Annotated in this window: 9 protein-coding genes and 1 pseudogene; 8 read left to right on the top strand and 2 right to left on the bottom strand. The window is 41.9% G+C overall.

The features are described 5' to 3' along the window. Nucleotides 1-52: 52 nt before the first annotated feature. The 8 genes and pseudogenes from B0X70_RS23215 to B0X70_RS23250 all read left to right on the top strand — a co-directional run bounded on the left by B0X70_RS23215 (nt 53) and on the right by B0X70_RS23250 (nt 8,309). Nucleotides 53-1,597, top strand: coding sequence for a pyridoxal phosphate-dependent decarboxylase family protein (locus tag B0X70_RS23215; protein WP_046395007.1), 1,545 nt, complete (start codon nt 53-55; stop codon nt 1,595-1,597). 32 nt (nt 1,598-1,629) lie between these two features. Further along, nucleotides 1,630-2,931 carry a lysine N(6)-hydroxylase/L-ornithine N(5)-oxygenase family protein gene (locus tag B0X70_RS23220; RefSeq protein ID WP_217470497.1) on the top strand — a complete coding sequence of 434 codons (1,302 nt, stop codon included), beginning with the start codon at nt 1,630-1,632 and terminating at the stop codon, nt 2,929-2,931. Then, nucleotides 2,931-5,348, top strand: coding sequence for a GNAT family N-acetyltransferase (locus B0X70_RS23225; protein ID WP_217470498.1), 2,418 nt, complete (start codon nt 2,931-2,933; stop codon nt 5,346-5,348). The genes B0X70_RS23220 and B0X70_RS23225 overlap by 1 nt, the downstream gene beginning before the upstream one ends. Nucleotides 5,349-5,510: 162 nt before the next feature. Beyond that, nucleotides 5,511-5,906 (top strand): DUF6088 family protein, encoded by a 396-nt coding sequence (locus B0X70_RS23230; protein WP_036809950.1) that lies wholly within the window; start codon nt 5,511-5,513, stop codon nt 5,904-5,906. Then, a pseudogene (locus tag B0X70_RS23235) lies at nt 5,899-6,015 on the top strand (nucleotidyl transferase AbiEii/AbiGii toxin family protein); the annotation flags it as partial. The gene B0X70_RS23230 and the pseudogene B0X70_RS23235, both read left to right, overlap by 8 nt. A gap of 361 nt (nt 6,016-6,376) precedes the next feature. Further along, a complete protein-coding gene (locus B0X70_RS23240; protein ID WP_217470499.1) occupies nt 6,377-6,847 on the top strand; it encodes a thioesterase family protein in 471 nt (156 codons plus the stop codon). A gap of 111 nt (nt 6,848-6,958) precedes the next feature. After that, nucleotides 6,959-7,849 (top strand): EamA family transporter RarD, encoded by an 891-nt coding sequence (gene rarD / locus B0X70_RS23245; protein ID WP_105398549.1) that lies wholly within the window; start codon nt 6,959-6,961, stop codon nt 7,847-7,849. Nucleotides 7,850-7,856: 7 nt separating this feature from the next. Further along, on the top strand, nt 7,857-8,309 hold the full coding sequence (locus tag B0X70_RS23250) for a GNAT family N-acetyltransferase (RefSeq protein ID WP_217470500.1): 453 nt from the start codon (nt 7,857-7,859) through the stop codon (nt 8,307-8,309). Nucleotides 8,310-9,412: 1,103 nt separating this feature from the next. Here the strand turns inward: B0X70_RS23250 and corA are convergent. Together corA and uvrD are read right to left on the bottom strand one after the other, a co-directional pair. After that, a complete protein-coding gene (corA, locus tag B0X70_RS23255; RefSeq protein ID WP_036783019.1) occupies nt 9,413-10,363 on the bottom strand; it encodes a magnesium/cobalt transporter CorA in 951 nt (316 codons plus the stop codon). A 95-nt stretch (nt 10,364-10,458) separates the two neighbouring features. Further along, on the bottom strand, nt 10,459-12,621 hold the full coding sequence (gene uvrD, locus B0X70_RS23260) for a DNA helicase II (RefSeq protein ID WP_455430688.1): 2,163 nt from the start codon (nt 12,619-12,621) through the stop codon (nt 10,459-10,461). Nucleotides 12,622-12,626 lie beyond the last annotated feature (5 nt).

The following is a 12,626-nucleotide window of genomic DNA, read 5'->3' on the forward strand; positions in this document are numbered from 1 at the left end:
TGTTGGGCAATAACCAAATAATAACCTATATATGAAATAATAAGGACATATAATGTACGGAGACGCTCTGCTATTAGACCATTCACCCACAAAAGATAGTCATATAACGGACGAAGATTTTTCCAGATATTTCTTAAATATGCATAGTGCTGGAGACTATCTTGATGACGCTTATAATGTCATTACCAGAATAAAGATAATATTACAGCAGGTGGATAAGCCTTTCAGTGGGATATTACCCAATGAGTTATCTCCACTATTTTCTAAAGTGAATTTAGATCTCCCCCTTACCTCTTTAAACCAGGCTTTAGATGAGTTGCAGCAACTTTATATTAAAGATGCTGTTTATTTTCATCATCCAAAGTATGTCGCCCATCTTAATTGTCCATTGGTATTACCCGCCGTTCTGGCTGAAACCATTATTGGCGCGATTAATTCCTCATTGGATACCTGGGATCAAAGCGCTGGCGGGACACTAATAGAGCAAAAAGTTCTCGACTGGACACGAGATAAAATGGCATTAGGTACAAATGCCGATGGTATCTTTACTAGTGGCGGCACCCAATCAAATCTGATGGCAATGCTACTAGCACGGGACCATTTTTGTCATCAACGCGATCCTGAACATAAAAATCAGCTACATGGTCTGCCGGCGGATTTTCATAAACTGCGTATTTTTACCTCGACAGTCAGCCATTTCAGTACACAAAAGGCCGCCGCTATCCTTGGTTTGGGGTACAACGCCGTGGTCTCTGTTCCTCATGACAGTGAGTTCCGTATGGACCCTCAAGCATTGGAACAAAACATTAACCAATGTATCGCACAAGGCAACATTCCTCTCGCCATTGTCGCGACAACCGGCACCACGGATTTCGGCAGTATTGATCCACTTCACCCTATCGCAGCTATCGCCAAGCAGTATGGTATCTGGCTACATGTGGATGCGGCATACGGATGCGGTTTACTGGTTTCGCCTCGTCGCGCTCATCTACTGGAAGGCATCAATTTAGCGGATTCTGTCACGGTGGATTACCACAAGTCATTCTTCCAGCCAGTCAGTTGCAGTGCTTTCTTCGTCAAAAATAAGAAACACTTATCCCATCTGACTTATCATGCCGAATATTTGAATCCGCTAAGTGCGTTACAAGAAGGCACACCCAATCTGGTCAATAAAAGTATCCAGACAACTCGTCGTTTTGATGCATTGAAAATGTGGCTGACATTACGAATTATGGGTGCAAAACGACTTGGACAAGCTTTTGATAAAGTTGTCGATACGGCTCAGGATGCCTATCGATTAATGGCGCAGAATCCCTATTTTGAACTTATTCATTATCCAGAGTTAAGTACTTTGGTTTTCCGTTTTATTCCTAAACAAAAATTACCCACTACAGATATTGATGCCGTCAATGCGGCCATTCGTAAGGCGCTATTCCGTGAAGGCAATACCGTCATTGCGGGTACCAAAGTCAATGGCAAACAATATCTGAAATTTACTTTCCTTAACCCAGCAACAAACCAGCAACATTTACAAGAAATTGTGCACAGCATCGTAATGCACGGAAATGATTTTCTGGCAACCCATAATAACAACTAAGCGAAGATTAATACTGTTCACCAGGAGAAATTATGACAACTCGCCTTTATGATTTTATCGCCATTGGCATCGGCCCTTTTAATCTCGGACTGGCTTGTTTAACTCAGCCGCTAAAAGATGTTCATAGCCTGTTCATCGATCAAAAACCGGGCTTTGACTGGCATCCGGGAATGATGATGGAAAACTCCACCATGCAAACCCCGTTTATGTCAGATCTAGTGACCTTGGCATCACCCACTCACCCACTTAGCTTCCTTAATTATATTAAGCAGAAAGGAAGAATATATTCCTTTTATATCCGGGAAAGTTTTTTCCTGATGCGTAAAGAATACAACCAATATTGCCAATGGGCAGCAGAACAGTTATCCAATTTACGCTTTAACACTCGCGTTGATAGCATCAGTTATGATGAAGACGCTTCGCTATATACACTACATTGTTCAGATACGTTAACTGGGCAACAACACCAATTTATTTGTAAAAAATTGGTATTGGGTACCGGGCCTTCACCCTATATTCCAAAGTGCTGCCAACCCTTCTCTGATCAGATGGTGACATCAGGTAATTACTTGAAGAGCAAAGCAGCCTTACAACAAAAACAATCTATTACCGTTCTGGGTAGTGGACAAAGTGCAGCGGAAATTTTTTACGATTTACTCAGCGATATTGATAAATTTAATTACCAGCTTAATTGGCTTACCCGTTCACCACGTTTTTTCCCGCTGGAATATACCAAACTGACTCTGGAAATGACTTCACCAGAATATGTAGATTATTTCTATAGCCTCCCGGGCGAAAAGCGTGATGCATTAAATCTGTCCCACAAGCAGCTTTATAAAGGTATCAACAGTTCATTAATCAATGATATTTTCGATTTAATGTACACCAAACGATTAAACGGTGAATTAAACGTTAATTTATATACTAATAGTGAATTACAACAAGTTAGCCATGCTAACAATGGCCGTGACCTAACATTAGCATTATTCCAACATGAGCAGGAGAAAGCATTTTCTCTCGACACCGAAGGGATCGTTCTGGCAACCGGCTATCAATACCAGACTCCAACTTTTATTGAAGGTATACGTCATCTTATCCGTTGGGATGAAAAAGGACGTTATGCTGTACAACGTAATTACAGCATTGATCAGAGCAATACCATTTTCATACAGAATGTGGAGTTACATACCCACGGTTTCGTCACACCGGATCTGGGAATGGCCTGTTATCGCAACTCCTGCCTGATTTATGAAATCACCGGTATTGAACATTACCCGATTGAGAAAAGTATCGCTTTCCAGCAATTCAACGTTGCTACCGAAGGAGCATGCTAATGTCCATCTTTAATCCTACGCTGTTTGAAAAATCCTTGCCTGAAATAGGCAGCTTTGCATTACGCCCACTTGATCTGGAACGGGATATTCCCATATTAACTGACTGGGTTAACCGGGATTATGCTCATTATTGGGGAATGAAAGATAATACCGAACAACAAGTATGGGAATTTTATCATGATTTAGAATCCCGCCATCCGGGCAGTGTATTTATTGGCATCTATCAGGAACAACCTGCTTTTCTATTAGAATGTTATCGTGCACAAGATGATCTGATTGGAAAATATTATCCAGCACACCCAGATGATATGGGAATGCATATTCTGGTTGCCCCGCCACAAGAAAAAATCAAGAATTTCACTTGGGGTATTTTTCAAACCATCATAGCCTTTATTTTCAGCGATCCTGCCGTGGTTCGAATTGTCGTTGAGCCTAATATACATAATGAGAAAATTCATAAACTTAATCTACGGGCGGGTTTTGTTTATCAGAAGGCATTGGTATTACCTCATAAAACAGCCAAATTGGCCTTTTGTACCAGAGAACAGCACCAGATTGCGTTACAGCGGGAATACCAAGCGACAACATCAACTCCCCCGGGCTCATTGGTGACAAATGCCACACATTTGCAACCCGCCGTCTGGCAAAAAGTTAATCGTCTGCACTTGTGTAAAGCTATTTCTGAATTTTCACATGAATGTTTACTCGCGCCTCAACAGTTAACTGAAAAAGCAGACAGTGACGGATATCACCATTACCGTTTGGATAGTTACCGTTTGAATAGTGCTGACCTCTTGGTGAGCTATACTTTCCGGGCGCGGCGTATGGCACTGGATCACTGGCTGATTGATGCCAATTCGTTACAGAAACATGCCAACGGGGAAGCTGTAGAACTCGACTCCTTGCTATTCATTATTGAGTTTAAACAACAACTTGGCATTAGCGATGTTGTCATGCCCACCTATCTGGAAGAAATTACCAGTACTCTCTATAGCAGCGCTTTTAAGCATAATAGAATCGGTATCAGTGCAATGGATCTCGTGAACACTGATTTTCAGGAGTTGGAAGGGGAGATGATGGAAGGGCACCCCTCTTTCGTCGCCAATAATGGCCGGATTGGTTTTGATATCGGTGATTTTCAGAACTTTAGTCCCGAAGCCGCCTCTGTTATGCATTTAGTATGGCTGGCCGCACATAAGAGCCAAGCTCATTTTGCTTGTATAGAGCAACTCAACTATCAACAGTTGCTGGAACAAGAGCTAGGCACAACCACGGTAGCTGACTTTGACCAGCGGTTAATCGCGCTTAACCTTAATCCAAAAGACTATTTCCTGATGCCAGTTCACCCTTGGCAATGGCAGAACAAGTTGGCATCAATATTTGCGCCCGATATCGCTAATCAGAAATTGGTCTATCTTGGTATTGGTACTGATGCCTATCAGGCACAACAGTCAATCCGTACCTTATTCAATCGCACTCATCCTCAGCGATATTATGTGAAAATGGCGTTATCCATTCTGAACATGGGATTTATGCGCGGTTTATCACCTTATTACATGGCGACGACACCGGGCATTAATGACTGGCTATTCGATTTGGTAACACAAGATCCCATCTTGCAACGTTATCGTTTTAAAATTTTACGAGAAGTCGCCAGTGTTGGATTCAAAAACAGCTATTACGAGCAAGCAATCAGTAGTGATACGCCTTACAAAAAAATGATGGCGGCACTGTGGCGAGAAAACCCATTGCAATTAATTGAACCTGGGCAACAAGTGATGACGATGGCTGCATTACTGCACAGTGATCAGCAAGGGAATGCCCTGTTGCCTGCGTTAATTTCAGCATCCGACCTGTCCACTCAAGAATGGTTGCGCCGCTATTTAGAGAGTTATCTTGCGCCACTGTTACACTGTTTGTACGCTTATGATCTGATGTTTATGCCACATGGCGAAAACATCATCATGGTATTGGAAAACCATGTTCCACAGCACATCTTCATGAAAGATTTAGCGGAAGAAATTCTGGTCATGAATCCCGACGCCGATTTACCGGAAAAAGCGAGTCGAGTCAAAGTGGACATGCCAGAAGATATGAAAACACTGACCATCTTATCTGATGTGTTTGATGGTATATTCCGCTATCTGGCTGCCATACTGGATGAACAGGGTAGCTATTCACAGGATCTTTTCTGGCAATCCGTAGCAGATTGTATTTTAAGCTATCAGCACAACCATCCTGAATTACGTGAACAATTTGTGCGTTACGATCTATTTACACCGGAGATTAAACGCTGCTGTCTAAACCGCCTGCAAATAGCGAATAACCGTCAGATGCTTGATTTAGCTGATCCGGCTCAAAGTTTACAGTTTGCTGATAATCTGATTAACCCAATTGCCAAATTTGGTCATTCGTAAAATAGAGCTATCAATGAGCATGGAAAACGGTGCCTCATCCGTAACATGCTCACTATTCTATTAAGGCAGTACCTACAGTACTGCCTCAGACCGCTGACAAATGTTTGCTGTTAAAAATGTCGTATGCTTGCTATGATGAAAAAATAGCCAAAGGAGGACGACATGACTACAAAAACTCGTATTCAGTCACGACTGAAACGCTCAAAGCGTTATGTTTTCACTCGTGACGATTTCAAAGATCTCTCAGGCTACGATCAGGTTGGTAGAGCACTTCGCGAACTGGTGAAAGAAGGGCAATTACTGAAAGTGGGTTATGGGATCTATACCAAAGCGCGGCAAAACGCGATTACCGGGAAGTTAATGCCTGCGGCACCCGGTGGTTCCGCTGCGGTGGTGATTGAAGCACTGGAACTTCTGAAAGTGGATTATCGCCTGGTAGGGGCCAGCAGTGCCTACAATAACGGTAAATCCACTCAGATCCCCGCTTCGCTGGAAATCAAAACTTCACCGCGTTTTAAGAGAATCTTGTCAGTAGGGAACAGCAAATTAAATGGATGATTTAACAAAATTATTCCCTGATGTTGCGGATGCGTTGGGGATTGAATCTGTCGCAATTGTAGAGAAAGATCATTACATCGTTGAGTTGTTGCGTCTACTCGGGCCTTTGACCTTAATTCGTCGTGCCAATGGTGTTTGATGAACGTCTGGTCTCATGGGAAGAAGCCTGTACCTGTTTCCGCCGAACGGCATTAGATGTGCTTGATACATAGAGCCAGGGATATGCTCGGATGTTGGTATCTTATCCGACAGTGTTTGTCCTGATTCTAGTCCCAAAACCAAGCGTGACGAAAAAAAAGCACAGATCCGTTTCAGCTTACCTATAGTTGTATTCAATTATGTTTATTCAGATTATTGCCAGATATTCCTTATGAGCTGGCAAGGTTAGCAATAAAAGCATAATATTAACAAGCCATTAACCATATAAAGTCACATTGGTAACATATATCTTTATTTAGGAATAAAATTAAATGTCTACAACACTACTAACCCTGGAAGAAGCCCGGCAAGTGATTGGTCATACTTTTGTTCACGATATGCCTTTTAACCAATTATTAGGACTTGAACTAATCCGATTTGAACAAGATTACGTAGAAATACAATTCCGTAACCAAAGTAAACTAGTAGGTAATATCGCACAGAAAATTTTACATGGTGGTGTCATTGCCTCAGTGCTGGATGTATGTGGTGGATTGGTCTGTATCGGTAACGCCTTGACCCGTCTGGTACCCGCATCACTAGAAGAATTAGAAAAACGATTATCAATAATGGGAACGATTGATTTGCGGGTGGATTACCTACGGCCCGGCCGCGGGGAACTATTTACCGCCACCAGTAGCATTATCCGTAATGGCAACAAAGTTTCTGTCGCCAGAGCAGAACTACATAATGAGCAAAGAGCCCATATCGCCAGTGTAACGGCGACCTATCTGGTAGGATGACAAGATAATTTTAATCGCTTGCGTAATATTCAGCCCGGTGACATATTATTTCCATGTTAACGGGCTAAAAACCCATTACTTTTCTTCTAATTTTATTAGCATCAGGACGATATGAATAAGCCACAAACTACCAAAGGAGTACTGTACGCTTTCAGTGCCTGTTTTATCTGGGGAATCGCGCCAGTTTATTTTAAACATATCCAGCAAGTACCAGCTGACGAAATCCTGACCCATCGTATTATTTGGTCATTTTTCTTTATGTTGCTATTGCTAACATTAACTCGTCACTGGTCACAGGTAGCCAAAGTTTTCCGTCAACCTAAAAAAGTATTATTTCTGGCCGTAACGGCCACTGTCGTTGCCTGTAACTGGCTGATTTACATCTGGGCGGTGAACCACGGTCATATGCTGGAAGCCAGCCTGGGTTATTTTATTAGCCCATTGGTTAACGTTTTATTCGGCATGCTGTTTCTCAGTGAGCGTTTCCGCCGCACACAATGGGCTGCGGTTATTCTGGCCTTCACCGGCGTGTTAATCCAGCTATGGCAATTTGGTTCTATACCGGTCATTGGATTAAGTTTGGCTGTCACTTTTGCTCTGTATGCCCTGCTGCGTAAGAAGATGAATGTTGACGCTCAAACGGGCATGACGATTGAAACACTGTGGTTACTGCCGATTGCCGCCATTTACCTATTTGGTTTTGCCAACACCCCAACTAGTGATCTAAGTAATAACTCAGCAACTCTCAATTTATTTCTGATTGCCGCGGGCATTATTACTACTGTGCCATTACTGTTATACACGGAAGCCGCTGCCCACCTGCGTCTATCTACACTCGGATTCTTTCAGTATGTCGGCCCAACGCTGATGTTCTTGCTAGCAACCTTGGTTTATGGTGAACAAATAGGCACTGACCGTCTGATTACTTTCGGCTTTATCTGGGCTGCATTAGTGCTGTTTACACTGGATGCCGTGTATACACAGCGTAGATCGCAGAGATAGCAAAATAATGAAAATAACCATCAGATTAGCCAATACAACTGAACAGATCGCACTTGAAGCTCTGCAATTACGGGCGTCTCTTATGTGGGAAGAAGATAGAGAATTATTACTAGCAAATCCCCACATGATAGAACTGCCTATAGAGCATATTGAAGCAGGGTATGTTTATGTTGCAGAACAAGCTAGCGTAATTCTAGGGTTCAGTGTTGTATTGCCTCAATCTGATGGAAATGCTGAACTTGATGGAGTATTTGTTGAACCAACCTTTTGGCATCAAGGCATTGGCAAGCAATTGGTGCAAATCGCATTGAATGATCTTCATATAAAAGGCAAAGCATCATTACAGGTGATGGCTAATCCGCAAGCAGAAGGGTTTTATATTGCCCTTGGCTTTAAATATTTGGGAAAAGAATATACTCAATTAGGAATAGCAATTCATATGATTAAATACATACGATGAAATAAGCTAATTCTATTCTATAAATCAATGCCTTTTATCGTCACATCCATTTTATCTTTAATAATTAAATACTATTTTTTCAATAAAAACCTTTTAATTTAATCATTATTTTTATTTATCTGATATAAACACTGTGGAATTAATGTTAATAATATTTGAATTAAGAAATTAAACTTCAACCCATATTAAATGTAGAAAATGATAGTAAAAGCTTCTTTTAACAAAGAAAGCATTCCAATTTAAGCATTTAAGCATTTAAGCATTTAAGCATTTAAGCATTAAGCATTTAAGCATTTAAGCATTTAAGCATTTAAGCATTTAGCATTTAAGCATTTAAGCATTTAAGCATTTAAGCATTTAAGCATTTAAGCATTTAAGCATTTAAGCATTTAAGCATTTAAGCATTTAAGCATTTAAGCATTTAAGCATTTAAGCATTTAAGCATTTAAGCATTTAAGCATTTAAGCATTTAAGCATTTAAGCATTTAAGCATTTAAGCATTTAAGCATTTAAGCATTTAAGCATTTAAGCATTTAAGCATTTAAGCATTTAAGCATTTAAGCATTTAAGCATTTAGCATTTAAGCATTTAAGCATTTAAGCATTTAAGCATTTAAGCATTTAAGCATTTAAGCATTTAAGCATTTAAGCTTTAAGCATTTAAGCATTTAAGCATTTAAGCATTTAAGCATTAAGCATTTAAGCATTTAAGCATTTAAGCATTTAAGCATTTAAGCATTAAGCATTTAAGCATTTAGCATTTAAGCATTTAAGCATTTAAGCATTTAAGCATTTAAGCATTTAAGCATTTAAGCATTTAAGCATTTAAGCATTTAAGCATTTAAGCATTTAAGCATTTAAGCATTTAAGCATTTAAGCATTTAAGCATTTAACATTAAGCATTTAAGCATTTTATAATTTATTAATGTTATTTCCACTCAATATCAATATCTTAAAATAATAATAAAACCCAATGACGCACAAAAAGATGATTAAACTATTAACGTTTAACGATTACGTATTAAACGTATTAACGTATTAACGTATTGTTTTTATATCTCTATTCTATTATGACCGCCATAAAACGATTACGGCGGTCATATATTAAAGCCAATTCTTGCGCTTAAAATAGAGATACGGTGCAAGGCCGGCAGCAATCATTAAACCAATTGCGCCCGGATAACCCAATGTCCAGTGCAACTCCGGCATAAATTCAAAGTTCATACCATAACTGGAAGCCACCAGCGTTGGCGGCAAGAATACCACAGAGACAACCGAGAAGATTTTGATAATCCGGCTCTGTTCAATATTGATAAAACCCATTGCCGCCTGCATCAGGAAATTAACTTTCTGAAACAGGGATTCATTATGTGGCAATAGCGATTCAATATCCCGCAAAATTTCACGAGCCTGCTCCAGTTGATCACCCGGCAAACGTGCTCGTCGCACCAAGAAGTTCAGCGCGCGCTGAGTATCCATAAGACACAAACGAACCTTCCAGCCGATATCTTCCTGTTCAGCAAGACTGGACAAGGCAATATCAAACTCATCACCCTGTTTCCCTTCCATAATGACCCGGCTCAGGGATTCCAGCACACTGTAAATATTTTCGATAACATCAGCCAACTGTTCGATCTTGGTTTCAAACAGATCCATCAGCACTTCATAAGCATTGCCATCAACCAATGTCTGATTACGAGCACGCATACGATACAATCGGAACGCAGGGAGCTCCCGCTCTCGCAATGTATAGAGACGACCATCACGAATAGTAAATGCAACTGTTGCGTTGCCAGCATGGTCTTCCGCGTCTTCAAAGTAGAAAAACGAGTGAACGTGTATCCCGTCTTCATCTTCAAAAAAACGCGCCGACGCCTCAATATCATCCAGTTCCGGTCGGGTTGCCAAAATTTGGCCTAATTCGTTTTGAACTTGCAGCCTGTCTTGCTCTGCCGGTTCAACCAAATCTACCCATAAGGAATCAGATAACTTTTCTCCCTCTTCAAACTCAAGACGGAGCAGGCGATTATTCTCTAATTTAAATGCGCTCAGCATGTATCATAAGTCTCCTTTACTCCCTACGTGATCGTAAGGCGCGAATGTTACGCTTAGAAGAAAAAGCCTGTCAACATTCAACCTGGATATTATTTTCAGACCATTTCAAGTCTGGCATAAGCAGCAACCAGCCACTTAATCCCTTCCCCTTGAAACGCGATTTGTAATCGGCTATGTTCACCACTCCCCTCCATATTGACAATGGTTCCTTCACCAAATTTAGGGTGACGAACACGTTGTCCAAGGGCATAACCGCTATCATTGGCACTGATAGGCGTGCCCAACCGACTATGGCTAACTGGACGAGATACTGTCGCTCGTAACCGAACTTCTTCAATACATTCTGACGGCAGTTCCCCAATAAAACGAGATGGCCGATGATAAACCTCTTTACCATATAAACGGCGGCTTTCTGCATAAGTGATGGTCAGCTTTTCCATTGCACGTGTCAGACCCACATAAGCCAAACGACGTTCCTCTTCCAGACGTCCACCCTCTTCAATCGACATCTGGCTTGGGAACATGCCTTCTTCCATGCCAACAATAAATACTTGTGGGAACTCCAGTCCCTTAGCCGAATGCAATGTCATTAGTTGCACTGAATCCTGATAGGCATCAGCCTGACCTTCTCCCGATTCCAGCGCGGCATGGGAAAGAAACGCCTGCAATGGCGTCAAATCTTCATCCTCTTCCTGATAGCTAAACTGGCGAGTCGCGGTAACAAGTTCTTCAAGGTTTTCAATACGCGCCTGCGCTTTTTCACCTTTCTCCTGTTGATACATCGCTCGCAGGCCAGAATCACGGATAATCCTGTCAGTCTGAACATGCAATGGCATCTCTTCAGTTTCTGTCGATAACGCGTCAATCAGTTCAATAAAACGTTGTAAGGAAGCAGCAGCACGCCCGGCCAGCACTTTCTCTTGCAGCAATATCTGGCAACAGTCCCACAAGGTTTGCTGCCGCTCCCGCGCCGCCTGGCGCACAATATCTAACGTTCTGTCACCAATACCACGAGTGGGCGTATTCACTACACGTTCAAACGCCGCGTCATCATGGCGATTGGCGATCAGACGCAAGTAAGCCAGTGCATCTTTAATTTCCTGACGCTCAAAGAATCGTTGACCACCATAAATACGGTACGGCATTGATGCCTGTAACAGCGCCTCTTCCAATACACGAGATTGAGCGTTGCTGCGGTAAAGTATGGCGCAATTTTTCAGAGCGCCCCCATTTTCAAGCCAGTTTTTTATCCGGCTAACCACATAGCGGGATTCATCCAGTTCATTGAATGCACAATAAAGGGAGATTGGTTCACCCTCTACGCCATCAGTCCACAGATTTTTACCCAAGCGATCACTGTTATTGGCAATCAATGTATTGGCAACTTTCAAAATATTACTAGTGGAACGGTAATTTTGCTCCAAACGGATAGTTTCCGCACCAGAAAAATCTTTCAGGAAACGCTGAATATTCTCAACTTGCGCACCGCGCCAACCATAAATAGATTGATCATCATCCCCGACAATCATCACTTTGCCTGTTTCCCCTGCCAACAGATGAATCCAGGCATATTGAATACTGTTAGTGTCCTGAAACTCATCCACCAGAATATTAGTAAAACGGCCACGGTAATGTTGCAGGATCTGAGGTTTATTCAACCACAACTCATGCGCTCGCAGTAAAAGCTCGGCAAAATCCACTAACCCGGCCCGATCACAAGCCTCCTGGTAAGCTTGATAAATTTTCTGCCATGTCGCCTCAACAGGATTGCCATAACTTTCAATATGTTGTGGCCGCAATCCTTCATCTTTTTTACCATTGATGTACCACATGCCTTGACGAGCCGGCCATTGTTTATCATCCAGATTCATCGCTTTGATAATGCGCTTAAGCAGACGATGTTGATCTTCGCTGTCAAGAATCTGAAAATCCTGTGGCAAATTGGCATCCAGATGATGCGCTCGTAACAAACGATGGGCCAAACCGTGGAATGTACCAATCCACATGCCGCCTTGACTGGTGCCGATCAAGTTTTCAATCCGATGGCGCATCTCCGCAGCCGCTTTATTGGTGAAGGTCACGGCCATAATGGAAAATGGCGAAGCCTTCTCCACCGACAACAACCAAGCAATTCGGTGTACCAACACCCGGGTTTTTCCACTCCCCGCGCCAGCTAACACCAACATATTGGTCCGCGGAGCAGCTACAGCTTCCCGTTGTTTGTCATTCAGACTTTCGAGCAGATAGGAGACGTCCATAGTTA

Source organism: Photorhabdus akhurstii, assembly GCF_019090985.1.
In the GTDB taxonomy this organism is placed as follows: Bacteria; Pseudomonadota; Gammaproteobacteria; order Enterobacterales; family Enterobacteriaceae; genus Photorhabdus; species Photorhabdus akhurstii.

Coding starts and splice junctions, on each gene's coding strand:
- uvrD (WP_455430688.1), bottom strand. CDS start 12,621: ATGGACGTCTCCTATCTGCTCGAAAGTCTGAATGACAAACAACGGGAA.
- B0X70_RS23215 (WP_046395007.1), top strand. CDS start 53: ATGTACGGAGACGCTCTGCTATTAGACCATTCACCCACAAAAGATAGT.
- B0X70_RS23220 (WP_217470497.1), top strand. CDS start 1,630: ATGACAACTCGCCTTTATGATTTTATCGCCATTGGCATCGGCCCTTTT.
- B0X70_RS23225 (WP_217470498.1), top strand. CDS start 2,931: ATGTCCATCTTTAATCCTACGCTGTTTGAAAAATCCTTGCCTGAAATA.
- corA (WP_036783019.1), bottom strand. CDS start 10,363: ATGCTGAGCGCATTTAAATTAGAGAATAATCGCCTGCTCCGTCTTGAG.
- rarD (WP_105398549.1), top strand. CDS start 6,959: ATGAATAAGCCACAAACTACCAAAGGAGTACTGTACGCTTTCAGTGCC.
- B0X70_RS23240 (WP_217470499.1), top strand. CDS start 6,377: ATGTCTACAACACTACTAACCCTGGAAGAAGCCCGGCAAGTGATTGGT.
- B0X70_RS23250 (WP_217470500.1), top strand. CDS start 7,857: ATGAAAATAACCATCAGATTAGCCAATACAACTGAACAGATCGCACTT.
- B0X70_RS23230 (WP_036809950.1), top strand. CDS start 5,511: ATGACTACAAAAACTCGTATTCAGTCACGACTGAAACGCTCAAAGCGT.